At 58.5% G+C, this 23,077-nt stretch carries 24 protein-coding genes; 12 read left to right on the top strand and 12 right to left on the bottom strand.

Features of this window, described 5'->3' with window-relative positions; translation table 11 throughout:
- Positions 1 to 84: 84 nt before the first annotated feature.
- Entirely contained in the window at positions 85 to 1,716 is a 1,632-nt protein-coding gene (locus FIV05_RS25535; RefSeq protein WP_152511445.1) for an FMN-binding glutamate synthase family protein, read from the bottom strand.
- 107 nt (positions 1,717 to 1,823) lie between these two features.
- The gene (locus tag FIV05_RS25530) at positions 1,824 to 2,195 is read right to left on the bottom strand and encodes a VOC family protein (protein WP_022997858.1); all 372 of its coding nucleotides are present in this window, start codon (positions 2,193 to 2,195) and stop codon (positions 1,824 to 1,826) included.
- Between the two features lie 111 nt (positions 2,196 to 2,306).
- On the opposite strand from FIV05_RS25530, the gene FIV05_RS25525 reads away from it, so the two are divergent.
- Entirely contained in the window at positions 2,307 to 3,188 is an 882-nt protein-coding gene (locus FIV05_RS25525) for a LysR family transcriptional regulator (protein ID WP_152511444.1), read from the top strand.
- Between the two features lie 25 nt (positions 3,189 to 3,213).
- On the opposite strand, the gene FIV05_RS25520 is transcribed toward FIV05_RS25525, so the two are convergent.
- On the bottom strand, positions 3,214 to 4,512 hold the full coding sequence (locus FIV05_RS25520; RefSeq protein ID WP_152511443.1) for a glycosyltransferase: 1,299 nt from the start codon (positions 4,510 to 4,512) through the stop codon (positions 3,214 to 3,216).
- Between the two features lie 133 nt (positions 4,513 to 4,645).
- Between FIV05_RS25520 and FIV05_RS25515 the strand changes: the two genes are divergently transcribed.
- Both FIV05_RS25515 and FIV05_RS25510 read left to right on the top strand, forming a co-directional pair.
- Positions 4,646 to 5,071, top strand: a complete 426-nt coding sequence (locus FIV05_RS25515; RefSeq protein WP_152511442.1) for a secondary thiamine-phosphate synthase enzyme YjbQ — start codon at positions 4,646 to 4,648, stop codon at positions 5,069 to 5,071.
- A 170-nt stretch (positions 5,072 to 5,241) separates the two neighbouring features.
- Complete coding sequence (locus FIV05_RS25510) at positions 5,242 to 5,601, top strand: hypothetical protein (protein ID WP_152511441.1); 360 nt, start codon at positions 5,242 to 5,244, stop codon at positions 5,599 to 5,601.
- A gap of 10 nt (positions 5,602 to 5,611) precedes the next feature.
- On the opposite strand, the gene FIV05_RS25505 is transcribed toward FIV05_RS25510, so the two are convergent.
- The 5 genes from FIV05_RS25505 to FIV05_RS25485 all read right to left on the bottom strand — a co-directional run bounded on the left by FIV05_RS25505 (position 5,612) and on the right by FIV05_RS25485 (position 10,697).
- Positions 5,612 to 6,364: an SDR family oxidoreductase gene (locus tag FIV05_RS25505; protein WP_062489479.1), complete on the bottom strand. Its 753-nt coding sequence runs from the start codon at positions 6,362 to 6,364 to the stop codon at positions 5,612 to 5,614.
- Between the two features lie 51 nt (positions 6,365 to 6,415).
- Entirely contained in the window at positions 6,416 to 6,856 is a 441-nt protein-coding gene (locus tag FIV05_RS25500; protein WP_152511440.1) for a hypothetical protein, read from the bottom strand.
- Positions 6,857 to 7,241: 385 nt separating this feature from the next.
- Positions 7,242 to 7,496: a YdcH family protein gene (locus FIV05_RS25495; protein WP_031268132.1), complete on the bottom strand. Its 255-nt coding sequence runs from the start codon at positions 7,494 to 7,496 to the stop codon at positions 7,242 to 7,244.
- A gap of 167 nt (positions 7,497 to 7,663) precedes the next feature.
- Positions 7,664 to 9,223, bottom strand: a complete 1,560-nt coding sequence (locus FIV05_RS25490) for an EAL domain-containing protein (RefSeq protein WP_173013945.1) — start codon at positions 9,221 to 9,223, stop codon at positions 7,664 to 7,666.
- Between the two features lie 232 nt (positions 9,224 to 9,455).
- Complete coding sequence (locus FIV05_RS25485) at positions 9,456 to 10,697, bottom strand: HupE/UreJ family protein (RefSeq protein WP_152511438.1); 1,242 nt, start codon at positions 10,695 to 10,697, stop codon at positions 9,456 to 9,458.
- A gap of 239 nt (positions 10,698 to 10,936) precedes the next feature.
- Here FIV05_RS25485 and FIV05_RS25480 point away from each other — a divergent pair, with 239 nt between their 5' ends.
- Together FIV05_RS25480 and FIV05_RS25475 are read left to right on the top strand one after the other, a co-directional pair.
- Positions 10,937 to 11,311 carry a VOC family protein gene (locus FIV05_RS25480; RefSeq protein WP_022997847.1) on the top strand — a complete coding sequence of 125 codons (375 nt, stop codon included), beginning with the start codon at positions 10,937 to 10,939 and terminating at the stop codon, positions 11,309 to 11,311.
- A 42-nt stretch (positions 11,312 to 11,353) separates the two neighbouring features.
- Positions 11,354 to 12,055: a YafY family protein gene (locus FIV05_RS25475; protein WP_152511437.1), complete on the top strand. Its 702-nt coding sequence runs from the start codon at positions 11,354 to 11,356 to the stop codon at positions 12,053 to 12,055.
- Between the two features lie 38 nt (positions 12,056 to 12,093).
- On the opposite strand, the gene FIV05_RS25470 is transcribed toward FIV05_RS25475, so the two are convergent.
- A complete protein-coding gene (locus FIV05_RS25470; RefSeq protein WP_152511436.1) occupies positions 12,094 to 13,146 on the bottom strand; it encodes an alpha/beta fold hydrolase in 1,053 nt (350 codons plus the stop codon).
- Positions 13,136 to 14,077 carry a sterol desaturase family protein gene (locus FIV05_RS25465; RefSeq protein WP_152511435.1) on the bottom strand — a complete coding sequence of 314 codons (942 nt, stop codon included), beginning with the start codon at positions 14,075 to 14,077 and terminating at the stop codon, positions 13,136 to 13,138. The genes FIV05_RS25470 and FIV05_RS25465 overlap by 11 nt, the downstream gene beginning before the upstream one ends.
- 143 nt (positions 14,078 to 14,220) lie before the next feature.
- Between FIV05_RS25465 and FIV05_RS25460 the strand changes: the two genes are divergently transcribed.
- Positions 14,221 to 14,826 (top strand): TetR/AcrR family transcriptional regulator, encoded by a 606-nt coding sequence (locus tag FIV05_RS25460; RefSeq protein WP_173013944.1) that lies wholly within the window; start codon positions 14,221 to 14,223, stop codon positions 14,824 to 14,826.
- A 77-nt stretch (positions 14,827 to 14,903) separates the two neighbouring features.
- On the opposite strand, the gene FIV05_RS25455 is transcribed toward FIV05_RS25460, so the two are convergent.
- Positions 14,904 to 15,935 carry a LacI family DNA-binding transcriptional regulator gene (locus tag FIV05_RS25455; RefSeq protein WP_152511433.1) on the bottom strand — a complete coding sequence of 344 codons (1,032 nt, stop codon included), beginning with the start codon at positions 15,933 to 15,935 and terminating at the stop codon, positions 14,904 to 14,906.
- A gap of 83 nt (positions 15,936 to 16,018) precedes the next feature.
- Between FIV05_RS25455 and FIV05_RS25450 the strand changes: the two genes are divergently transcribed.
- Positions 16,019 to 17,197, top strand: a complete 1,179-nt coding sequence (locus tag FIV05_RS25450; RefSeq protein WP_152511432.1) for a phytanoyl-CoA dioxygenase family protein — start codon at positions 16,019 to 16,021, stop codon at positions 17,195 to 17,197.
- An 8-nt stretch (positions 17,198 to 17,205) separates the two neighbouring features.
- Here the strand turns inward: FIV05_RS25450 and FIV05_RS25445 are convergent, their stop codons facing one another.
- A complete protein-coding gene (locus tag FIV05_RS25445) occupies positions 17,206 to 17,898 on the bottom strand; it encodes a DUF1194 domain-containing protein (protein ID WP_286202232.1) in 693 nt (230 codons plus the stop codon).
- 333 nt (positions 17,899 to 18,231) lie between these two features.
- On the opposite strand from FIV05_RS25445, the gene FIV05_RS25440 reads away from it, so the two are divergent.
- The 5 genes from FIV05_RS25440 to FIV05_RS25420 all read left to right on the top strand — a co-directional run bounded on the left by FIV05_RS25440 (position 18,232) and on the right by FIV05_RS25420 (position 23,057).
- Positions 18,232 to 19,770, top strand: a complete 1,539-nt coding sequence (locus FIV05_RS25440; RefSeq protein WP_152511431.1) for a glycosyl hydrolase — start codon at positions 18,232 to 18,234, stop codon at positions 19,768 to 19,770.
- The gene (locus FIV05_RS25435) at positions 19,767 to 20,516 is read left to right on the top strand and encodes an HAD-IIB family hydrolase (protein WP_152511430.1); all 750 of its coding nucleotides are present in this window, start codon (positions 19,767 to 19,769) and stop codon (positions 20,514 to 20,516) included. Before FIV05_RS25440 ends, FIV05_RS25435 begins: the two co-directional genes overlap by 4 nt.
- 114 nt (positions 20,517 to 20,630) lie before the next feature.
- Positions 20,631 to 21,926 (top strand): glycosyltransferase, encoded by a 1,296-nt coding sequence (locus FIV05_RS25430; protein ID WP_152511429.1) that lies wholly within the window; start codon positions 20,631 to 20,633, stop codon positions 21,924 to 21,926.
- Between the two features lie 128 nt (positions 21,927 to 22,054).
- Positions 22,055 to 22,309, top strand: a complete 255-nt coding sequence (locus FIV05_RS25425) for a PepSY domain-containing protein (RefSeq protein ID WP_022997836.1) — start codon at positions 22,055 to 22,057, stop codon at positions 22,307 to 22,309.
- A 79-nt stretch (positions 22,310 to 22,388) separates the two neighbouring features.
- Entirely contained in the window at positions 22,389 to 23,057 is a 669-nt protein-coding gene (locus FIV05_RS25420) for a response regulator transcription factor (RefSeq protein WP_022997835.1), read from the top strand.
- The last annotated feature ends 20 nt before the right edge of the window (positions 23,058 to 23,077 follow it).

The following is a 23,077-nucleotide window of genomic DNA, read 5'->3' as shown; positions in this document are numbered from 1 at the left end:
AGCAGGTGTGCGTCTCAAGAAAGCCTGCGTCCTGGCAACCTTCACCTTGAAGGACGACGCAAGGCTCCCGTTGGCGCTTTGATCCTAGGCGTGGGCGGACTTTGCGGCTTCCACCGACTTGGCTGGATGAAAGCTTTCCGCTTCCGCCATTTCCCAATAGGTCGAGTAGCCCGGAATGTTGTGCGACTTTTCCAGGAGGGCCCCCTTCTTCAACCAGGACAGCGCGACGCTGGCCGGCATGATTTCGCGAAGGCCTTCGTGCAGATAGAAATGTTCCGGCTTGAACTCGCGCGGATGGCTGAGCCCGGCAGCGGCGGAAAAATCCCGAAGGGACTTGAGCGTATTGCGATGGAAATTCGCGACACGCTGTGCCTTGTCGGGAACAACCAGGGCCTGCTGGCGCTTGGGATCCTGCGTGGCGACGCCGGTGGGGCAACGGTTGGTGTGGCAGCTCTGGGACTGGATGCAGCCGACCGCGAACATGAAGCCGCGCGCAGAATTGACCCAGTCGGCGCCAAGAGCCAGCGCCCCTGCAATGTCGAATGCGCTGATCAGCTTGCCGGCGGCACCGATCCGGATATCTTCGCGAAGACCCGTGCCAACCAGGCAGTTGTGAACGAAGGTCAGACCCTGGCGCAGAGGTGTTCCCAGCCTGTTGGCAAATTCCACCGGTGCGGCGCCTGTCCCGCCTTCGGCGCCGTCGACCACGATGAAATCCGGCTTGATGCCGGTTTTCAGCATGGCCTTGACAATGGCCATGAATTCCCAGCGATGACCGATGCACAGCTTGAAGCCGACCGGCTTGCCACCTGAGAGCTCCCGCAACTGAGCGATGAAATGCAGCAGTTCAACCGGGGTCGAGAAAGCGGAATGAGAGGCAGGTGATATGCAGTCGGTGCCGATCGGAACGCCGCGAGCTTCGGCGATTTCTTCCGTCACTTTCGGGCCGGGCAGCACACCGCCATGACCAGGCTTGGCCCCCTGGCTCATCTTGATTTCGATCATCTTGATCTGCGGTTCGACAGCCTGCTTGGCGAACTTTTCGGCATCGAAAGTGCCATCTTCCGCGCGGCAGCCGAAATAGCCACTGCCAAGCTCCCAGACCAGGTCGCCACCACCTTGCCGGTGATAGCGCGAAACGCTGCCTTCCCCGGTGTCGTGATAGAAGCCGCCAGCCTTGGCGCCCTTGTTGAGCGCCAGAATGGCATTGCCGGAGAGTGAGCCGAAGCTCATGGCCGAAATGTTGTAGAGGGAAGCCGAATAAGGCTGTTTGCAGTCCGGTCCGCCAATCGTCACGCGCATGTCTTCATGGTTGTGCGGTTTGGGACAGATCGAATGGTTCACCCAGCCATAGGAAGTGTCGTAGACATCAAGTTCTGTACCGAATGGCAGAACATCCTCGATATCCTTCGCCCGGTCGTAAACCATGGAGCGCCGCTCTCGCGAAAACGGTCTGCCGTCCTGGTTGCTTTCAAAGAAATACTGGCGCAGTTCCGGCCGGATCGCTTCGAACAGGAAACGGAAATGACCGGAAACAGGATAGTTGCGCAGGATCGCATGTCGGGTCTGGCGGACATCGAGATAACCGATCGCTGAGAGCACAGCAAAAACCAGAAATGGCCAGACGAAGTAGCCGCTGAGGGCAAACGTCAGGACAAGTGCAACCAGGGCAAGTACGATACAAAGAATGAAAACGGTATAGCGGGCGGGAAACACGGACGGGTGACTCCTATTCGGCGGGCTGTCTAGTTGTGTCAGGCTGCGGCCAAAAAGGAAAGAGCGATCAACAGTGTTGATCGCTCTTGCATGGAACCGATTTAAGCTCAGACCATGTGGTGCACGTTCAGCTTGTTGCCGTCCAGGTCCCGAAAATAGGCGGCATAAAAGCCGTTGTCGGCGCGCTGGCCGGGCTTGCCTTCGTCCGCTGCGCCAAGCTCGATGGCTTTGCGGTAGACCGCGTCGACCTGTGCCCGGTTCTGGGCCGACAAGGCGACCATGACACCATTGCCGACGGTCGCCTGTTTGCCGTCATAAGGAATATGCACGGAAAAGGCTGACGTGGTCGGCTGGTTCGCCCAGACGATGAAGTCATCGAACTCCATCAGCCGCTGTGCGCCGAGTTCAGCCAGCAATGCGTCGTAAAACGCCGCTGACCGCTTCAGGTCGTTGGTTCCCAAAGACGTATATCCGATCATGATTTTCTCCTGAAAATTGGTGTGTGCGGTGCCGGCGTGATGGATTTAGGTGTTTGCAAAAATGTTTGGAATAGGCAGATTTAAGGTGGGAGTTTTCAAATTTGAAAGAATATGATGGATTGGAACTACCTTCGAACGTTTCACGCGGTCGCCGAGACCAGCAGTCTCGGCAAGGCTGCTGAAAAGCTCGCAATCAGCCATGCCACGGCGTTCAGGCACATCCGTTCTCTGGAAGAGCAGCTTGGCTCCAGATTGTTCGAAAAAGTGAAGGGCCGTTACCGACCCACCGAGGCTGGTGCCGAAATTCTGGATCTGGCGCAGTCTGTTGTCGTTGCCATGGAGGACATCGACCGGCGGATATCCGGGGCGGATCTGGCTTTGAAGGGGAGAATTCGATTGACAGCCCCTGCAAGTTTCGCAGCCCATTTCCTTCCCGGGTATCTGCGTGACTTCAAGGCCCGGTTTCCCGACATCACCGTTGAGCTACTGACTTCCAACGAGGAGATCAACATGTCCAGCAGGGCTGCGGAGATTGCCCTGCGGGTCACGTCATCTCCACCCGAACATCTGATCGGACGCAAGGTCGCAGATATTCCCTGGGCCTATTTCGCAAGCCAGACCTATCTGGAGCGCAAAGGCGTGCCGTCGAATTCGGCCGATCTCACAACTCATGACCTGATTGGTGCAAGCGGACTGCTGTCCCAGCGGCCCGGTTTCCAACAGATGGACAGGTCGCATCGCGACAGGATCGTGGTCCGAAGTGATGATCTGATGACCATGGCTGCATTGGCGCGCAAGGGGTTGGGGATATGCCTCGTTCCGGTGGATGTCGCACAAGGCGGCTTGCAGAAATTGGCCTTCACCAATGACGTACCAGCAAACGAGCTCTGGGTACTGACCCATTCCGACCTTCGCTCTGTCGAACGGGTCGCCTGCATGACGCGGTTTCTGGCAACAGCCTTCGGGGCCGAAGCCGCCTTTTCAGATACGTAGCTTGGTTTTAGACGACATAGTCTAATCAGTTCCTGTCAGCTTCGATCATCGATAGGAGCCGTTCTGCCGTACCTCGCGCACCCGGTTCGCTTGCCATGATGTCTGCCACCCGTTTGGCGCCGACACGATACACAGGATCTTCGAGTTGCATCAGCGCCCGGGCGAGTTTCGACGGGGTGAGCGACTTTTGCCGGATCGGTGCAGGCCCGGCTCCGATCTTGTGAACCTGCGCCCCCCAGAAGGGCTGATCTCCGAAGACGGGACAGACCAGCGAAGGTTTGCCCCAGCGCAGGGCTTCGTGGGTGGTGCCGGCACCACCGTGGTGAACGATTGCCGCGCAACGCGGGAAAAGCCAGCTGTGAGGTGCTTTATCCAGCAGGAAGACGCGACCTGAAAGTGTCCTCGGCAGGTTTTGCCCGGACAATCCTCCCCAGCCTGTCGCCAGGATCGCACGTTGGCCGGTTTGTTCCAGAGCTGCAAGCACGGTTTCTGTCAGCTTTGCCGGGTTCCTGCTCGGCATGGAGCCAAAGCCCAGATAGATTGGCTCCGGGCCGCTTTCCAGAAACAAGGCCAGGTCTTCCGGCGGAACGTAGTTCGGATCAGGTTCGGTCAGCCAATAGCCGCAGGCCCAGTTGTTCTCCGGCCAGTCTGGTGGTGTCGGCACGAGACCCCGGGAAAAAGCCTGAAGGGACAGCGGCGATCCTCCGCCGGGCATATGGCCGTCCATCAGATCGCCCGAATAGGCAGGCGCATCCATGACCTTTGCTTCCGCGCGAACGGCCCTTGCGAGCGGCGCGATGCCCAGTCGCATCAGGGAGCGGCCTATGGCAAAACTTTGCCGATTCAGGAAGGGGCCGAGGTCGGGCAACCCGAAAAGCGGTAGCGGAAAGGAACCCGTTGCCGCGCTCACCGGCTGAAGCGCTGTCGGCAGGGCGGGTACGTCGAGATGACGCGCCACAAGTGTCAGAACGGTTGCCTTGAGATTGAACAGGATAAGGTCCGGTTTCTCTTGCGTACCGATCTGCCAGAGGCGCCGGGCTGCCTCCTTCTGCAGATCGATATTCTTGCGGGCTGCACGGAATTTGCCCTTCAACGTGAACAGCGCTTCCTGAATGTCCTCATTTTGCAGAAGGGCTTGATAATCGAGTGGAACCGGCCGTGACCGGGCACCGGCGGCAGTGATCATGTCATCGAAACCTTCTCCCGTCGTCACCACGACGTCGGCTCCCATCTTTGCCAGGTCGTGTGCCAGGGCAACATAGGGCTGAACGTCTCCGCGCGTGCCCAGAGAGGCAATGAGGATCTTCTTTCGGGGAGTTGGCATCAGGGCCTCGGTTCGGAAAAACTGGCGGGGCTTCGGTAGGCTTCCCTCAGATGGCGGCCCGCAGCTGCAATTGCAACCGTAGCGTGGATCGCCTAAGCCAGTGCGAAGCGGCAAATGGTCCTCGGAGGAAACGATGCAAACCAGATTCGCAATTGGCACCCGCGGGCAGGGCCTTTACGAATTCACCTCGTCGGTGGCTGAATGGCTTGCAGAAACGGGTGCGGAAGATGGCTTGCTCACAATGTTCGTCCGCCACACTTCGTGTTCGCTGCTGATTCAGGAAAATGCGGATCCGGATGTGCAGCGCGATCTGAAAGCGTTTTTCGAACGTCTGGTTCCACCTGCAGATCATCCTTCCATGAATTATCTGGTCCACACCCTGGAGGGACCCGACGATATGCCTGCCCACATCAAGGCGGCGATGATGCCGGTTTCCCTTTCCATCCCCGTCTCGGCAGGGCGCATGGCGCTTGGAACCTGGCAGGGAATTTATCTGTTCGAACATCGGACCCGAGCCCATCAGCGTCAGATCGCTGCTCATTTTCTGTCTGACAGCTAATCGGATGTTTTGTCTGCGCGATTGATGACCGTGATTGAGAAAAAAGGCGCTTTCGGAAAATTTGTGACGATTATCACATCCTGAAAAATTGAAGCCTGTAGATTGGTTGCACGGTCCGGAAATCCGTCTCCGAAAACCGGAGGTCGGTTGAGTTTCAAGAAGGTAGTCAGATGCGCACCACCCTTTTCCTTGCCGCACTGTTCCTGGCTGGTCCCGCTCTTGCCGATAACGACCCGAACCGCCCGACCGACAGGATCGCCGCAGACCTTGGTATCGAGGAGGCGGTCTTCGTCGAGTGTTTCAAACCCGTCAATCCGGAGCCGGGCAAATATCCCAGCGGTGCGCAGCAACGCGCGAACAAGGCTCTGCTGCTGCCGTGCCTGCAAAGGGCCAACGCTGCCATCACCAATGATCGCCTGGACGCGGTCATGGACAAATACCGGCCTGAGGGCGCATTCCGCAAAGAAGATTGTTCCCGCAAGTCCGCAAACCGGCCCGTGATGCAGCGTTGTGTCTTCCTGAAAGTCTAGTGACGCTCACTTACTTGCGAAGTGCCGGAAGGCCAACCCCCGTACTTTCAAAACCACCATCGGAAGCAATCACCTGCCCGGTGACGTAACTCGCCTGCTCGGAGCATAGAAAGGCGATTACTTCGCCAATTTCAGTTTCCGAGCCATAGCGGTTGAGCGGGATCGCGTCGTGATAGGCATCGATGATGTCCTGGCTGTGCACCGCCATCGCCAGCTTGGTGCGCACGGGGCCCGGGCAGACACAGTTGGCGCGAATGCCGTATTCGCCAAGTTCCGCTGCCTGTTGTTTGGTGAGCTGGATGACTGCGGCCTTGGAGGTTCCATAGGCAACCCGCAACGTTGACGCGCGCAGGCCGGAAATGGAGGCGATGTTGACGATGGCGCCACGGGTTTTCTTCAGGGCGGGAACGACGGCCTGTGAAACCAGAAACACGCCGTCGAGATTGGTCTCCATGACCCGTCGCCACATGGCAAAATCCGTCTCCTCGATCGGGCCGAATTCGGCAACGCCGGCGTTGTTCACGACGGCATCCAGCTGGCCGAATTTCTGCAAGATGGCAGGGATTGTTGCCTCGACCTGCTCTGCGATGGAAACGTCACAGATAAACGGAACGGCACCTGCCAGACCTTCGGACGCAATCGCGAGTTCGTCGACATCCCGGTCAAGCATGGCAACCTGCCAGCCGCGGCTGAGCATGAGCTTTGCCGTCGCAAGGCCGATGCCCCGGGCAGCACCGGTGATGAGGATGGTTTTCTGGGTCATGGGGGAGATCCGTTCAGGGCAGGGAAAGGGGAGGCGGGCCTGTTGAGAAGGTCAGCGCATTGAAATACAGACGCGAATGGAACCGGCATTGTCCGGCAGCGCGACATCCTTGTCGTTGATGCGGAAGGCATAGACACCGGCCGGATCGCGCGAGTTGACGGCGAGCGCGGCAAACTCCGCGAACGGAACTATGCGGCCCGCCTGATCTCGCACAAGCATCTCGCCGAAAGCGTAGGATTGGTCAAACTTGTAGCCGTAGAGCGGGCCTAGCCGGCGGGCGTCTTCGCCCGTGTAGCCACGCGGGCCGACGGCCTTGTACATGCCGGCAATCACGCTCCAGCCGCCGGAATACTGCACGCCGGTGATCTTGCCGCCGGGCAGAGACAGTTGCTGCCAGCCGCGTTTCGCCTGAACATCTACGCAATGATCGGCGGCAAATGCTGTGGACGAGAACAAGAGGGGCAGAAGCAGGCAGAGGCGAACAAGGGTCATGGTCTGATCCGAAATGAACTCGCCTCAGAAGATAACAGCCCCGCGTGTGGGTCAAGCTGTGTCGGGGAGCGCTGGTTCCGGATCACGCAAGCCTCACACAGGCTTGCCTTGCAACTATTTGCGGGAAGACCCACATCGTAGGGTGAACGATGAGGGTCGTTCCTCCCCAGACTGGCGCCGGGCTTTTACGAAAAGCTGCGGCGCCTTCTTTTTTCAACTCTTTGTCGGTATGCTGACCGTGTGGGCGACAAGGTCGCCAAAACCGGAAATGTGCTCCACTGCGCTCCTGGTGGGCCAGGACCTTGTCCTGGAGAGCTGCATGTGGTGGCCCGCGCCGTCGGACGGGGACGGCGCGGGCTTTAACACCGGCCTGAAAAGGAGGGGCTCAGGACACGGTGTTAGCCGTTGCCGCCAGGATGGCAGCAATCTGGTCTTTCAGATTTAGTCTCTTCTTTTTCAGGTCTTCCAGGACATCGTCGGATGCCGGCTCCACATCTGTCTCGATGCGGTGAACTTCGCGATTGACGGTGTGATATTCATCCGCCAGCCGGGCGAAATGGGCATCACTTGTTTTCAACGCATGCAAAGTGTCTGCGGCTTCCGGAAATTCTTCATGTAACTCGTGTGGCACGTGGCTCATTCTTGCCTCCTTGTAAGAACCACAAGGTGCCGCCAACCTGTTCAATTCACCTTGAGACAGATCAATCGTGCTCGAAATTGCATCGGAGTTTTTGTGCCGGCGCCGTTTTGCGCGCAAGCGCGAGGCTGGAAGCCTGGAAAAGCAGGCGGCCGGCGCTGGAACGGGTGTCAGCCGCTGACGGGTTTGAGCTTTGCCAAGCGTCCGCTCGTCGGCATCTTTTCCTTCAAGGTCTGTTCCAGAAGGTAGAGGGAGAAGTCCCGAATGGGCATCGGTTTGGCAAAGAAATAGCCCTGGGCGTAGTCCACATCTCGGTTCCTGAGAGACGCGAGCTGGTCCATCGTCTCGACACCCTCCGCACAGACTTTCATGCCGTGCGCCGAAGCAATGCCGAGAATCGCCTGAACAAAGGCACCGCGGGCCGTGTCGGTGGTGCTGCCGAGATCATCGACGAACATCTTGTCGATCTTCACCAGATCGGGCTTGAGCGCCTTGATCTGGGCAAGGTTGGAATAGCCGGTGCCGAAGTCGTCAATTGCGATCAGGCAGCCGATGCTGCGCAGGTATTCCAGCGATTTTGCAATGCTGGTACCGGACCGGATCCCGGTTTCCAGGATCTCGCAGCACAGGGAAAGACCGGCTTCTGTCGCCATTGCAAAAACCGGCGACTGAATAACGGACTGGATCTGTTCGTCTTCCAGGTCCGCCTGGAAGAAATTGACGGACACCTTGAAACCCGGCCGTCCCGCAAGCAGCGGTTTCAGGTCGCGCAGTGCCTTGGCGATGATGATCTCGGTAAACTCCCAGGTCAGGTTCTCCTGCTGGATTATGTTCACGAATTCATCCGGGAAAAGCTTGCCCTGGGCATCTTCGAACCGGGCCAGAACCTCACAGCCTTCGCATTTCATCGTGTCGAGCGACAGGATGGGTTGGTAGTGCGGCTCGAAACCTTTGCCGCCGTTGGCGATCGCGTGACGGATCCGCCCGGCCGGGCTGTGGCGGTCACGCACGATCCGTTTCACCCTCAGGAAAACGAGCGCGCCGGTGACGACGCCGAAGATTGCAAAAATCGCGAGCAGGCCGATATTTTGCTGAACGATCCGGCTGGCAGGGATCATTGTCAGGTAACACAGCCTGACATCGCCTTCGCCGCAGGCCTGTGCATAGACGTTGCCGAACATCGGGCCGTAGTTGTCGCGGTATTGCTTCAGAAGGCCCGCGTTTCCATTGGCGTGGAACAGAACCGTGTAAGGGTCTTGAACACTCGACACATAAAACATGTCGTCGGCGGCCGTTGCCAGGTTGCCGGTCTGGTAGAATGAAACGCCGTAGCGGCCCTTCTTAATCACTGTAACGCTGTCGACACCCTCGGCCTTGTCGAAGGGCACCCTGTACCAGGTCTCCCTGCCATCGCGGAACAGTTGCGCCTTTTCAGGCGGGCCGAAATCGTGGGCAGGTTCGAAACGCCCGAAGCTTGAAGAGCAGGCTGCTTTCGTGTCGCCGTTCGGAAAAAACCAGACATTGGTAATGTGATTGTCGTTGTAGACGAGCGTGTTAAGCGTTTTCAGGTGCGCGTCGCTGCAATCGTCTTCGGGAAGTCTTTCCAGGGCTCCGTAGAGCTTGTTTCCACGGTCTATGTTGGACTGCCAGATGCCAAGAAGGTCTGCCGTCTGTTTCTGCAGTTCGCTCTGCCCGTCATAGGCGACACCGGCCCAGGCTATAAGCAACATGACGGCAACCGTCGCGAGGCCTGCAAGAGAGCCTTTTAATAGTGGGCGGGTATTGGGCGAGGTACCGTGACGAGCCATTTCATTGCCAATTATTATTCCGCCCAAGTTGCACAGCCGGGATTAAGAACAAGTCAATTGTTAGAATTAACGGCGCTTAACCCGGCAGATTAATCGGCTTTTTGTGTCTTTTTAGGGTGTTTTTTGCCCGAAATGGCCATGAGGCGTCCTCAAGTCAGGCCGAAGTCAGCAATCCGGGCAGGCGCTCGACGACCCACCAGGCAGACAGGATTGCAATTCCCGACAGCGCGCCGAGCCGCAAGGGTTGCAGGGCGGGTTCAGCTGTCTTTCGCACAAGCAGAACAATGGAGAGCGTCACGGCGAGAATGATAAGCTGGCCAAGTTCGATGCCGATGTTGAATGCCAGCAGCGCGGGTATGAGATCCGGTGCGCCCCGGCCGAGAATGTCCGCAAGAACGAAGGAAAAGCCGAGGCCGTGCAACAGGCCGATCGCGGTGAAGACAATCACCGAGCCCGACTTCCGGACCATTGCCGCGATGGCAGCATAAAGAACGGAAGCGGCAATGGCCGTCTCCACCAGCGGGATGAACCATGGCCAGGAAGGTGTTGCCCCGAGGAAGGTTGCGATCAGCGTGACTGAGTGCCCGATCGTGAAGGCGGTGACGAGGTAAATCAGTCTCCGCGTTGCCCCGACGCCCAGAGCCAGCGCGATCACCAGAAAGACGTGATCGAGGCCCTCCAGAATATGCAGGGTGCCCTGGTGGATGAAATGCAGAAATGTGCTGAGCCGGGATCCGTCGAACCGCGCAGGTTCTTCCAGTTGCCCGGGAGCCGTGGTCGAAACCGGAGGGGTGTTGCGGGCATCGACCAGATGATTGTCGATGGCTATGCCGGGTCCCGGGATCAGGGGAGTGTACCCGGACTGCACTTGAAGGATACCGGTCGGATCGCTGCTTTCCAGCCTGAGCGCGTAGTCGATGACTGCTGTACCGAAGAGCGGGTCTTCATTCGGGAAAGCTTGGCTCAATGCGGTTCGGGCGGCAACAGCTGTGTCGAGGTCCTGGTCAGGTCGACTGGCGTGAACCGTAAATCCGATGATCTCCGCCGGCAGGGCAAGGCCCGCCTGCGAAAAGACGAGGGCGTTGCCCAATCGGTCTTCAAAGGCAGATCGATTGCTGTCGACCGCGCCGAGATCAACCCGGTAGCGCTCACCGTCCGGGTTTTGCTCCAGGCGAAGAAACGGCGAGACCAGTGGTACCTGTTCGACCTGCGAGCGACCGACGAGATCCGAGAAGACAAGCGGAGCGGGCACCCGCACATACACTGTCAGAGTGTCACCCTCACGGGAGACCAGAAGCGTGCGCACCTTGGTACCTTCCGAAAAATGCGCGAAGGCAGGCGCGAAGTTTGTCAGCAGAAGCAAGAGGCTGAAAAGGATCATCCGCCAGTGTTTCATGATCTCTCCTTCCGGTTGTCGCACCGCCTTGGTCTGCGTCCCGGCCCATGCAGTTTAGCTGTGACGGCGTGTTGCCGGCAAATTGTCATCAGCCTCTTTTCCGAATTCACCGATGAGCCGAAATTTGCAGGTGTTTACTTGCCTTTGCGTCATATATGTTTGTCGCTCTCTCCTGACAGAATGCTGTCAGGAGAGGTTTGATAAGGTGATCCTCATCACAGCGCCTGAGGAGACTTTCCATGACTTTTGCACCCGATCACTTCAACGTCTGGATGGAGATTCCCGTCTCCGATCTGGACAAGGCGGTCAGCTTTTATAACGACGTTTTCAAAACGGAGCTTAGACGTGTCATCGACATGGGACCAAATGAGATCGCAATCTTTCCCACCAAGGAGCAAGGCGGGATTGCAGGTCACCTTTACCCGGGAAAACCCGCGCAGAACGGAACCGGACCAACCATTCATCTCGCCTGCCCGGACACCCTGGAAGAAACGATGGAACGGTTCGCTGCCAAGGGGGGAGAAATCATTTCCGATCCGGCTGCCATTCCGGCGGGGCGCTTTGCCTATGGCATCGACCCGGACGGAAATTCCATCGGCATGTTCGCACGCTGATTTTAGACTGACAGGATGTTGGCTTCGCAAGGAGCCGGCATCATGAGACGCGCCGACCGCCTTTTCCAGATCGTGCAATATCTGCGCGGCGGCCGGCTCGTGCGGGCACGTCAGCTGTCCGAATGGCTGGAAGTATCCGAACGCACCATCTATCGCGATGTTGCCGACTTGCAGGCATCCGGCGTGCCGATCGAAGGTGCGGCTGGTGTCGGCTACATCATGCGCGATGGCTATGAACTGCCACCACTCATGTTCACCCGGGACGAAATTGTCGCTCTACTCGCCGGTGCGCGTCTGATCCGCGCCTGGGGCGGGGCCGCCATGGCCCGGGCCGCCGAAGAGGCGATGATCAAGATCGACGCCGTCCTGCCGGAAAAGATGCGGGTGCGTCAGAACGAAATCGAGATCCACGCGTTCGCGCCAGAGATGACACCGCAAATCCGGGCTCATATCGATTTTCTGGAAGCGGCGGCCGATGGCCGCAAGCGTTTGTTCTTGGCGTATTGCGACAGCAAGGGGGAGCCGACTGATCGTACGATCCGCCCTCTCGGTCTGTGGTTCTGGGGCAAGGTCTGGACGCTGGTGGCCTGGTGCGAATTGCGCCAGGACTTCCGCATGTTCCGTCTGGACCGGATTTCCGAAATGCGGGAGACGGGAGACCGCTTCGATCCGGAACCCGGCAAGACGCTGAAGGATTTCTACCGGGGCATGGAGGAGGAAAACTACGGCAATACCCGGGGGTGACGGCTTGGCCGCGGGAGAAGGGTACCATTCCCGCGGGCTTATGGCACCTGCACGATCATATCGAGCCATGTCGCAATCGCCTGCAATGCGGTTGGATCGATGGTCGTAGCTATCCGGATATACTCGTTGATACGTCCGGTTCGCGTTGGTTGGAACAGGTGATTGAGGCCAGGCAGCGTTCTGACACTCGAGAGCGGGTGGGTGAGGGCCCTTCGCATGACAGGTGAATTCTCCCTGGCGGAAACCTGCAAGTCGTGCTCGCCGAAAAGTGCCAGCACCGGAATGGTCAGGCCTGCCAGCTGCTCAACCGGATCGTGCCGCGCGTAGGCGGAAGCCCAGGGCGTCGCCCAGACGGCCAGGTTTTGCCTGATCTGGGAACCGCTCGCCCCCGAGTTCTTCAAGGCCTTCGTGATGTCCTCGCGTAATTCTGCCGGTGTTCCGGATTTCAAAAGAGCGTAGCTGATCTCATTCACCGCGCGTCTCTGTCCGGCAATGACTTCATCGGACAGGCCTTCCGCACGCCCGATATCCTGAACCTGAGTGCGCATGACATCGGGAACAAGCGGCAGGGCAGGGCCTGCAAGATAAACATGAAAGGCGGCCGGTTCGATCTGCTGCGCGATCGGCGCGAGATAGCCGCCTTCCGAGTGGCCGATGTATCCGGTTTTTTCGGAAAGAACACGCGGATGAGATTTCACATAGGCAAGCGCGGCGGCTGCGTCGCTCGCGAGATCTTGCGGGGTTGCGGTCGCAAAGTCTCCCGTGCTCCGGCCCACGCCGCGGTCGTCGTAACGCAGCACGGCATAGCCGGATTTCGTCAGGTGATCCGAAAGCACGAGAAATGGTTTGTGGCCCGCAATTTCTTCATTCTTGTCCTGTGGACCTGAACCGGTGATGAGTACCACCGCGGGAACGCGCCCCCTCCCTTTGGGCAAGGTCAGCTCGGCATCCAGAACGGCGGTGCCGGACGCAGTTCTGATGCGGACGGTTTCAATGGAGTAGTCGCGGACCTTCGGGTCCTGTGGCCGGTCGCTCAGTCCGAAGACCGCCAGATAGCCGGCAAAAGTCGCCAGAAGCAGATCAATGTTCATCGTGGTGTTCCCCTTGGCTGGATCCTGCAGGCGACTGCATTGGGGTGTCGGATTGGTCCACGAGACGAGCCGTATCGCGCGTTGGTGTCCAGCCGGGAGGTTTCATGAGCATCTTCAGAGCCTGGGCAAAGGAAGGGGCATTGAGCGCATCTCTGCCAAGGCGAATGAAGTCTCGAAAGTTGATGGTGATCGGATTGGATGTGTTGAGCGGATCGGTGATCCCGTAGACAACCTTGGCACGCTCGAGTGTGTAGGTTCCAAAGAGCCGGTCCCAGACGATCAGGATGCCGCCATAGTTCTTGTCGAGATACTCCGGATTGCTGCCGTGGTGCACGCGATGATGCGACGGTGTGTTCAGAATGCTTTCAAGCCACCCGAGCCGTCTGACCTTTTCGGTATGGATCCACGATTGATAGGCCACCACGACGGCAAGTCCTGCGATCACCTGTACAGGGTCGAAGCCGACAATCACCATGGGAATGAAAAACATCCATTCGAACAGCGCTTCGGTCCAGGCCAGACGCAGAGCCGTCGTGAAGTTGAACTCAGGCGAGGAATGATGAACGCTGTGATAGGTCCAGAATAGCCGTACCCGGTGCTCGCAGCGATGCATCCAGTAGTACGTCAGATCAGCGACCACGATCGCAAGCACCCATGTCAAGCCGTTCATGGGCAGGTCCCAAAGCGCGAACGGTTCTGCAAGGAAAACGGCAATCACGATGATCAGTCCGTATGCGGTTCGTTCCAACAGACCGTAGACAAGACCGATAATCAGATTTGCGCCGGTTTCCGATAGCGATTGACGGTAGCCGGCAAACCGGTCCCACACGGTTTCGGAAGCCAAAACAAGAAGAAAGACCAGCGCCAGAATTTCAATACCGTTGAAGAGTCCAGCCGCCTGCTGAAGGCGAAGTTCCAGATCAGAGTACATGCGACCTCACAAAGAACGAACGTTCGTTCTTAAATTGGGTGCGCGGGCCAGGATTGCAAGACGGCAACGAACCTGAAATGAACAGCGCAGAAGAAGAAGTCGGGCTACGGTCTTTCTTCGTAGCGTCCCACAGGAGATTCCCGATGGCCGAAACCAGGCCTCAATCCACCAGCCGTCTGGAAAAATCCGCCAAGCGTCGACAGATGATCGTCGAAACGGCTGCGGGTCTTTTCATCGAAAAGGGGTTTCACCAGACCGGCATGCGCGACATCGCGGGAAAGGCGGGGATCAGCCTCAGCAATCTCTATAATCACTTCAAGGGCAAGAACGAGATCATTGCAGCCATCTCGGAACTGGAAACAGTGGAACTTGATCCCTTGCTGAGGCGGCTTGAAGACACGTCACGAAATCGGATGGAAAGACTGCTGCAATTTGCAGCGGCGTATTTCGATCTCTGTTCGTCGCCGGCACATGCCGCGTTGAGCGCGGAAATCGTTGCCGAGGCCTTCAGAAATCCCGAGATCGGCGGCCTGTTCGTCCAAACCCGGGCCCGTCTCGTTCAAGCGGCTGCCAACTGCCTGCCGATGTCTGAAGAAAACCCTGCCACGTCGGCCGAACTGGTTCTTGGTTTGATCGAACGCAGTGGCCAGAATGCCGTTTCCAGAGATGTTTCGACCAGAAAACAGCTCAGGCAATCCATGTTGGCTTTTGTCGAACGCGCAGTTGGCACAGAGCTGAAACACGGTTGATCAACTGCCGGCAGTGAGCCGTTGACGCATTTTCTGCTGAACAGCAGGCTTCGTCTGTGGAGGTCGGCGCCGCCAGGTCAGGCTGGTTCATTGAACCTGGAAGGAATGTTCAAGGGGGTGACCACCTGGATATCGCTCGTTTCGCCAGAGGGAGACGTGCCGATGCCGTGGTATGCCAGGAGATGACGAAACGCCGAGTTCATGTCTGACTGCAGATCGTGGTGAAGCACCAGCGTCAGCTGCTCCTGCCGGAGAAGCTCGAGATTGTCCTTGTCCAGATCGTGCGCGACATAAACCCCTGGCATCTGACCCGCCTCGGACAAGGCCTGCAAAATGGCCCTGTTGCCGCCTCCCATGGAGTAAACACCGGAAATCTGCGGAGAGGAGGCCAGCTTCTCGGCGACCTCCCGCCGTGTTTCGGGATTGAGACCGCCGCCTCCACTGGCATCCACCAATCTGCATTCCGGGCGTAGACGATCCAGTTCCTGCCTGAAACCCTCGTAGCGCTCCTCCTCGCCCTGAAAGGTGTGCTGGCTGAGCGTCGTCAGCACCGTTCCGTTTGCCGGCAGGAGCTTGTGCATGAGATAGGCAGCGGTTTTGCCGGCGCTGCGATTATCCAGGCCAACGTAGGCAAGCCGCCGGGAAGCGGGAAGGTCTGTAAAGACGGTGACGACAGGGATTCTGCGGTCTGCCAGTCCTGCGATCATATGCCGGACTTCCTCTGTATCGCGCACCTTGAGGCAGACGCCCTGGCTGCCTCGCTTTGCGATCCGCTGCAGGATCGCGCTGCATTCGGCAGCCGACATGGTTTCGGTGAAAGTGAACCTGGGGCGGATCGCGATTGGATGCAGATCTGTCAGCACGCTTTCACAGGCGAGACGCACTTCTCTGCTGAACCTGTTCGGCGCTTCCATAACCACATCGAAGAAAAGCCGCCGCCCCCTGGCAGCCAGCTGACCTTCCTGTTGTTCTAGTTCCGCAATCGCATCCTCAACCCTGCGACGGGTCTGCGGGCTGACATGTGCTCGCCCGTTCATCACGCGGTCAACCGTGGCAGTGCTGAGGCCTGCCTGAAGGGCGATTTCCTTGATCGGGAAGCGATGGGTCATTTGATGGATTCTTGATGGAAAATGCCGATCCGATCAAGACCGATCCTGCTAACATTGCAGCCAATAAAACCTGGGAGGGGATCATGGACAAACGGGTCGACCATCTGGCGTATTTCAACGCCACCAGCTGCGATGTCGAGGAGTTCAGGCAACTTGTGTCGCAAAAACTGGACGCCGGCATCGTGCCGCACGCCTACAAGGTGGTTGCCGGTATTCCCGTTTACCGGGTTGCCGATCTGGAGACCGTTCTCGCCGGGCGCGAAAGCCGTAGCCGGTTGATGGCAGAATGGGCGCAGGTTATGCGGCTGCACTCGGGTGTGCTGGTGCTGGAAGAGGCATATAAGGATGTCACCCCGATAGACCGGGCAACGCAGGTCTATAACCGGATCATCGCCGAGGAGAAAGCTGCTTCAGGCGGCGGTGCGGATCATTTTGCAGCTGCCGGCGCAAACGACCGGATCTGGAACTCACTGCAGAAACTCTGCCTGGCAGCCCCCGATGTCTTCGCGGACTATTTTGCCAATCCTGCCATCGATGCCGTCTGTGAAGCCTGGCTCGGGCCAAACTACCAGATGACGGCCCAGGTCAATCTTGTACGTCCGGGCGGCAAGGCGCAGCAGGCACATCGGGATTACCACCTTGGTTTCCAGTCTGAAGAAGACTGCGCACGTTATCCGGCCCATGTGCACGACCTGTCACAGGTCATGACCCTGCAAGGGGCGGTGGCGCATACAGACATGCCGATTGAAAGCGGTCCCACGAAGCTCTTGCCGTTTTCACAGCTTTATCGTCCGGGCTACGCTGCCTACCGGCTGGAGGCATTCAAGGAGTTTTTCGAACAGCATTACGTGCAGATGCCACTGCGCAAGGGCGATGCGGTGTTCTTCAACCCGGCACTGTTCCACGCCGCCGGCGACAACTCCAGTGTCGATATCCAGCGCATGGCAAACCTGCTTCAGGTGTCCTCGGCCTTCGGGCGCGCCATGGAAAGTGTGGACAGGGATGCCATGTGCCGGGCGCTCTATCCCGTGCTCCTGGCGAAAACCAGACAGGAAACAATGTCAGGTACCAGCCTGGAAGCGGCTGTTTCCGCGTGTGCGGAAGGATATTCCTTCCCGACCAATCTGGATCGGGATCCGCCTGTAGGCGGGCTGGCTCCCGAGACACAGAAGCAGATTTTCCTTAGGGCCCTGCAGGACAGAATGCCGGCAGCGGATTTCGAAGCGGCTCTTTTGGCCCGGGCGGAGCGCCGGCAAGCCTGAAGTTTATCTCAGCGCAGGGAAGCGTAGCCGCTGCCGAAGATTTCCCGCAGCAGTTTGCGCTTCATTGCCTCGGCGTAGTCGTCATAGCTGGCTGCAACCTCGACAAAGGCACCCGGACCCCTGATGACATGGGTCCGGTAGTAGCGCACCGGCGCTTCGTCGGCGCCTGAAATCACCAGACCGTTGACCGTAACGTCCTGGAAATCGAAGGCCCTGTAGGCGCTTTCCGGGCCGAAACCGTCGTTGTTGATGCCATCACCGGCAACATCTATGACCTTACGAACACAAGACGCGGGTGCCTTGCGCATCAGGGTTGCCGCATGGCCGAGTGCATAACCGAGGGAAGTTGGAAATTCGGTGTAGCCTCGTGGTGAGCGTCGCAGGGTTTCGGCCGCATTCGCAGCGCTTTGCGCATCGGAAAGATGGCTCCACCCAAGCTGGAGCAGTTGCTGGTACCGGCCGCTCCATTCGAAACTTGTAACCCAGATCCCGCCAACGGCCTCGATTGCCTGAACGACGTCCGGGTCTCTCAAGGCATCTGCCAGTCCGTTGAGCTGCAAGGTGTGTTCGCGCGCATCGACGCTGGCCGAACCGTCCATCGCCAGAACCAGCGATAAGGAACACGCGGCTGCAGGACCTGGCAGGAGCAGCAAGGAAAGAAACGAGAAAAGACCGACGACCTGGCGCAAGGTCTTGCGCACCGCGCTTTGTCCGCGGTGGCAGTCGGTATGTGAGGTCCAACAGCAGCCAGTCATGAACCCATTTTAGAGGATAGGGGCGGCAAAGGAATGCGAATACGACGCGCTTTTGGCTCAGAAACGATCATTTTCTAGGCATCAAGCCGATCGTAGCGGACCATTTGAAAGGTCGGTATCCTGCTGTTTCTGGCCCGTTCCGCAAATCGTTCCAGAAATGCCGCCAGCCATCAGGCGGGATGCGCAAAGGGGTGATATTGTTCGTCCGAGCCATGTTGCACTGCAAATTTTTTGGCTTAGGCTCTTGATCCTGCTGAAACATCTGGGCAGGGTTAGGGCATGTATGCATCCCATGGATTTCTGCGGTCGGACATTGGCGACGTCGATGTCGTTTATCACGACGGCATCTATCATCTGTTCCATCTGGTGCTGCCCAATCACGATTTCATCGCGCACGCCGTCAGCACGGACGGCATGACGTGGCGCCGGGTCAAGAACGCACTTTTCGTCGGTGAACCGGGCGAATGGGATGATGACATGCTCTGGACGATGCATGTGACGCCCGATCCGGACCGGCAGGGCGAGTGGCGCATGTTCTACACCGGCCTTGCGCGCGCGGAATATGGCAGGGTGCAGCGGGTCGGGCTGGCACGGTCCAGGGATCTCTACACCTGGGAACGCTGCAATCACGGCAACTATCCCCTGCAGGTGCCTGGCCCGCTTTACGAGAGCACGGTAGACGAAGGCCGGAAGTGGGTCAGTTTCCGCGATCCGTTCTTCTATGTCGATGAAGACACAGGCGAACGCCTGCTGCTGGCCTCTGCCCGTGTCAAGGAAGGGCCGGTCATACGGCGCGGCTGCGTCGGGCTCGCACGCGAGACCAAACCGGACAAATTCACGTTCGAGCCACCTCTTTATCGGCCCGGCCTTTATGACGACGTCGAAGTGCCGAACCTGTTTCGTCTCGACGGCCGCTATTACCTGATGGGATCGATCCGCGAAGACACCAAGATCCACTACTGGTACGCGGAGACGATTGAGGGCCCATACCAGAACTTCTTCGACAACGTGATCCTGCCGACGGGCAATTATGCCGGCCGTATTTGCCGAACCAGCGACCGTTTGCTTCTGTTCAATTTCTTTTCCAAAACGGAATACGTCTACGGGCGCGAGGTCGTGAAGAAGCTGTTGCCGCCGCCGAAGGAACTGGTGACCGACAGCGCCGGCAGGCTCAAGCTGAAATCGAATTCGGACTTCAACGATCTGGTGACGCATCGCCAGGTCGTGACTGCGTCCTACCAGTGCAAGGCACTGTATTCCAACACGCACGCGTCGGCGATCGATCGGCCGGACGGGCTGCATCTGAGCTGCAAGAGCGGGTACGAAGCTTTCATGCTGCCGGGCAAGCATGAGGATTTCCGCCTCAAGGCACAGCTGATGCTGGAGGGACTGGGCAAAACCGGTCTTGTGCTGAGGATGAACGACGAGGGTGACGGTTATTACCTGTCTCTGGATCTCGTCAACGGAATTGCCCAGATGCGGGCATGGGGCGCAAACCCGACACCTGAATTCGAACATGCCTTCCGCTACGAACCGCTTCAGGAAGCGCATTTCAGGGGCAGCGATCATGGCCCCTGGCAGATCGAGGTTGTGGCGCACGGCCTATACTTCGAGTTTTCCATCGACGGCTATGTGGTGCTGTCGCTGGTTGACGACAGTTTCATCGAAGGCGGTATCGGCTTCTACACTGAAAGCGCGGCCGTCTGCCTGAAGGACCTTGTTGTTGAAACATTGAGCCGTCCGGTAACGGAGCACACGGTCGAACCGGCATATTCCGTCACGCACAGGGCGCCCGATCAGGAAGGGGAGGGCCGGTGACCGGCGAGACGGGGAAGAGTGATACGTGGCTTCTGGTCAGCGACATCGATGACACCCTGACCGGTAGCCGGGCCGATCTGGAGCGACTCTGGCATCAATTGAAGAACGCCAAGTCGCACCTGAAACTGGCTCTAAACTCCAGCCGACCGGCCGCCAGTGTCGACCAGACACTTGCCGACTACTTCCCCGAAGGCTTCGAACCGAACGCGATCATCACCGGTTTGGGAACCGAAATCCGTCTGGACCGTTTCTTTCTGGAAAGCTGGCAAAGCCGGTTTATCGACTGGCCTGACGAGGAAGTTCGCAAAATCGTCCGAAAACTGGGGTATGATGCGCACGACGACAAGTTCCAGACGGACGGAAAGGCGAGCTTCGCCGTTCCGGGAAAAGACGGCGTGGACGCGATTCTTGCCGCACTCCGGGACGAGGGCATCCCGTTCAGGCACATCTATTCAGGGACCAGTGATCTGGACATTTTCGCCCCCGGCGCAGGCAAGGACGCTGCCATGCGCCATCTGGCAAGCCATCTTGGCATTCCGATGGAGCGAACGATCGCCGCCGGTGATTCCGGCAACGACCTTGCGCTGTTCGAAGCAGCGGGCAAGGCAATTGCGGTCGGCAATGCCCGCCAGGAACTTCTATCAACCCTGCCGCGGCACAAGACCTATCTGGCATCCGCCCACCATGCGGCCGGCGTGCTGGAAGGGCTGACGGTAATGGGCCTGCTGCCGCAATCGGCAGTCTGATCCGGCCTTTCAAGAGGCTGCTGCCTGCTGCAACGTCGGCGGGCTGATGAGCAAAAAGAGCAAAAGAACGCCTGGGTAGATGGAGATCAAGACACACGAACAAGGTAACGACACATGAACAAGCAAAATATCGGTTCCCTTCTGATGATCTCGCTGCACGGTTACGTGGCCGGATCGCCGGAACTGGGTAAACCGGATACTGGCGGCCAGGTGGTCTTCGTACTGGAGCTGGCAAAAAGGTTCGCGCGGCTCGGCTACAGGGTCGATGTCATGACGCGCCAGTTCGAAGACCAGCCGGCCGAGGATATCATCAACGAAAACCTGCGCGTCGTGCGTGTTCCTTTCGGAGGATCCGATTTCATCCGGAAGGAGGACATGCACGACTGGTACGGTGACTTCGTCACCAATGCGCTGGCGATGATCCGTCATCGCAAGTTGCAATATGACGTGATCAACTCTCATTACTGGGATGCGGGCGTCGCCGGCCAGAAAATCGCCGAGGAGCTGCAGATCCCGCACATCCACACGCCGCACTCCCTCGGTTGGTGGAAAGAACACGACATGGTGGGAGCGGGTGAAGAAGAGATGGCCGGGTACCGCTTCAAGGAGCGTATCCAGAAGGAATTCGTTCTTTACCGCAACTGCGACCACATCATCGCGACGACCGAGCAGCAAACGGACCTGATCGTCGAGCAATACCAGTTGCCGCGCGAGCATATCACCATGATCCCGCCGGGCATCGACGAAGGCCGGTTTACGCCCGCAACACCGGATGTTGTCGCGGAAGCGCGCCGGAAGCACGACTTCAAGGAAACGGATATCTACGTCGTCGGCAGGGCAGCGGAAAACAAGGGCTACGACCTGATCATTGAAGCCTTGCCGAGCCTCCTGAAATTGCAGCCCGATGCACGCCTTGTGCTTGCCGCCGGTGCCAATTCGGACAGCGACAAGGCGCTGCTCGCGCAATGGAAGGAAGTCGCTTCTTCCCTCGGCGTGGCCGATGCCATCAGCTGGCGTGGGTATGTCGCGGATGAAGATCTGGCCGATTTCTATCGCGGTCCGGGCATCTTCGCGCTTCCCTCCCGCTATGAGCCTTTCGGCATGACCGCCGTGGAAGCGATGGCCTGCGGAACGCCGACTGTGGTGACCATTCACGGCGGCCTTTTCGATCAGATCGAATTTGGGCGACATGCGCTGGTGGCCGATCCCAAGCGACCAGAAGAGTTTGCGGCCATGCTGAACATGCCGATGCAATACTCCTGGATGCGTGAAACCCTCTCGGTGGAGGGCGCTCGCTTCGCCCGCCGCGTGTTCGGCTGGACAGGGATCGCCCGGCGGACGCTGCAGGTGTTCGAGCAGTTCAAGGGCCGTTACGACGACCTGCAGACGGACGAAGTGGCGCTGGGCTGACAAGGCGGCGGATGGAAGCCGTCGCAATTAGGGCTGCTGAAGAAATCCAAACAACCGGTTCAGCTTGCGTTCAGGTGAAATTGATTACACCTTGCGCATGACCTCGTGAGCAGACCGGAATCGGACACGTGAAACAGATATTTGCCCTTTTAATCCTGACATTCGCCGTCATTGCGCCGGCGCAAGCCGCTTGTTTGTCCCAGTCGCAGGCCCGTGAAGCCGTGGCCAGCGGCAAGGCCGCCCCGCTTGGGGCGGTTGCAGGGCAGGCAGGCGGTGAAATAGTCAAGGCCCAGCTTTGCCAGCAGGGTGGGGGATACGTCTATCTGTTGTCGGTCCTAAAGGGTGGCAAGGTGACAACTGTCACAGTCAACGCCAACAGGTAATTGCTAGAAGCGACATCTTCCTGCCGGCTTTCGGTTGGTTGATCTGGTTCCGACTCCATCAGTCATAAAGTTGAATTTCATGCGCATTCTTGTTGTCGAAGACGATACCGATCTGAACCGCCAGCTGGTGGCCGCCCTGGAAGAGGCCGGCTATGTGGTCGACAGTGCGACGGACGGCGAGGACGGGCATTTTCTCGGCGACACCGAGCCATACGACGCCGTGGTGCTTGACCTCGGCCTGCCGTCCCTCGACGGACTGTCCGTTCTGGAAAACTGGCGCCGCGACGGGCGCACCATGCCGGTCCTCATCCTGACTGCGCGCGACCGCTGGTCGGACAAGGTTGCGGGGATCGACGCCGGTGCCGATGATTATGTGGCAAAGCCTTTCCACATGGAGGAAGTGCTTGCCCGTGTGCGTGCGCTTGTGCGCCGGGCCGCCGGGCATGCCTCCAACGAACTCACTTGCGGCGCGGTGCGTCTGGATCTGAGATCCGGCCGTGTGACCGTGGACGGCAGCGCGGTCAAGCTGACTTCGCATGAATACAGGCTGCTGTCCTATCTGCTGCATCACCAGGGCAAGGTGATCTCCCGCACCGAATTGACCGAACATCTCTACGATCAGGATTTCGATCGTGATTCCAACACGGTGGAAGTCTTCGTCGGCCGTCTGCGCAAGAAAATCGGCTCGGACATGATCGAAACCATCCGAGGGCTCGGATACCGCCTGGGAGCGGCGAGTGACACCTGAGACCTCTGCCAACGGGGACG

This window comes from Labrenzia sp. THAF191a, from assembly GCF_009363335.1.
Taxonomy (GTDB): domain Bacteria; phylum Pseudomonadota; class Alphaproteobacteria; order Rhizobiales; family Stappiaceae; genus Roseibium; species Roseibium algicola.
The sequence above is the reverse complement of the archived record's forward strand: the minus strand, read 5'-3'. Positions and strand labels throughout refer to the sequence as shown.

Excerpts from the sequence above, each read along its gene's own strand:
- FIV05_RS25510 (WP_152511441.1), top strand. The coding sequence starts at position 5,242 with ATGCGCACCACCCTTTTCCTTGCCGCACTGTTCCTGGCTGGTCCCGCT.
- FIV05_RS25470 (WP_152511436.1), bottom strand. The coding sequence starts at position 13,146 with ATGAACATTGATCTGCTTCTGGCGACTTTTGCCGGCTATCTGGCGGTC.
- FIV05_RS25500 (WP_152511440.1), bottom strand. The coding sequence starts at position 6,856 with ATGACCCTTGTTCGCCTCTGCCTGCTTCTGCCCCTCTTGTTCTCGTCC.
- FIV05_RS25475 (WP_152511437.1), top strand. The coding sequence starts at position 11,354 with ATGAGACGCGCCGACCGCCTTTTCCAGATCGTGCAATATCTGCGCGGC.
- FIV05_RS25520 (WP_152511443.1), bottom strand. The coding sequence starts at position 4,512 with ATGCCAACTCCCCGAAAGAAGATCCTCATTGCCTCTCTGGGCACGCGC.
- FIV05_RS25440 (WP_152511431.1), top strand. The coding sequence starts at position 18,232 with ATGTATGCATCCCATGGATTTCTGCGGTCGGACATTGGCGACGTCGAT.
- FIV05_RS25515 (WP_152511442.1), top strand. The coding sequence starts at position 4,646 with ATGCAAACCAGATTCGCAATTGGCACCCGCGGGCAGGGCCTTTACGAA.
- FIV05_RS25480 (WP_022997847.1), top strand. The coding sequence starts at position 10,937 with ATGACTTTTGCACCCGATCACTTCAACGTCTGGATGGAGATTCCCGTC.
- FIV05_RS25450 (WP_152511432.1), top strand. The coding sequence starts at position 16,019 with ATGGACAAACGGGTCGACCATCTGGCGTATTTCAACGCCACCAGCTGC.
- FIV05_RS25490 (WP_173013945.1), bottom strand. The coding sequence starts at position 9,223 with ATGTTGCTTATAGCCTGGGCCGGTGTCGCCTATGACGGGCAGAGCGAA.
- FIV05_RS25495 (WP_031268132.1), bottom strand. The coding sequence starts at position 7,496 with ATGAGCCACGTGCCACACGAGTTACATGAAGAATTTCCGGAAGCCGCA.
- FIV05_RS25505 (WP_062489479.1), bottom strand. The coding sequence starts at position 6,364 with ATGACCCAGAAAACCATCCTCATCACCGGTGCTGCCCGGGGCATCGGC.
- FIV05_RS25460 (WP_173013944.1), top strand. The coding sequence starts at position 14,221 with ATGGCCGAAACCAGGCCTCAATCCACCAGCCGTCTGGAAAAATCCGCC.
- FIV05_RS25430 (WP_152511429.1), top strand. The coding sequence starts at position 20,631 with ATGAACAAGCAAAATATCGGTTCCCTTCTGATGATCTCGCTGCACGGT.
- FIV05_RS25530 (WP_022997858.1), bottom strand. The coding sequence starts at position 2,195 with ATGATCGGATATACGTCTTTGGGAACCAACGACCTGAAGCGGTCAGCG.
- FIV05_RS25455 (WP_152511433.1), bottom strand. The coding sequence starts at position 15,935 with ATGACCCATCGCTTCCCGATCAAGGAAATCGCCCTTCAGGCAGGCCTC.
- FIV05_RS25420 (WP_022997835.1), top strand. The coding sequence starts at position 22,389 with ATGCGCATTCTTGTTGTCGAAGACGATACCGATCTGAACCGCCAGCTG.
- FIV05_RS25525 (WP_152511444.1), top strand. The coding sequence starts at position 2,307 with ATGATGGATTGGAACTACCTTCGAACGTTTCACGCGGTCGCCGAGACC.
- FIV05_RS25485 (WP_152511438.1), bottom strand. The coding sequence starts at position 10,697 with ATGAAACACTGGCGGATGATCCTTTTCAGCCTCTTGCTTCTGCTGACA.
- FIV05_RS25465 (WP_152511435.1), bottom strand. The coding sequence starts at position 14,077 with ATGTACTCTGATCTGGAACTTCGCCTTCAGCAGGCGGCTGGACTCTTC.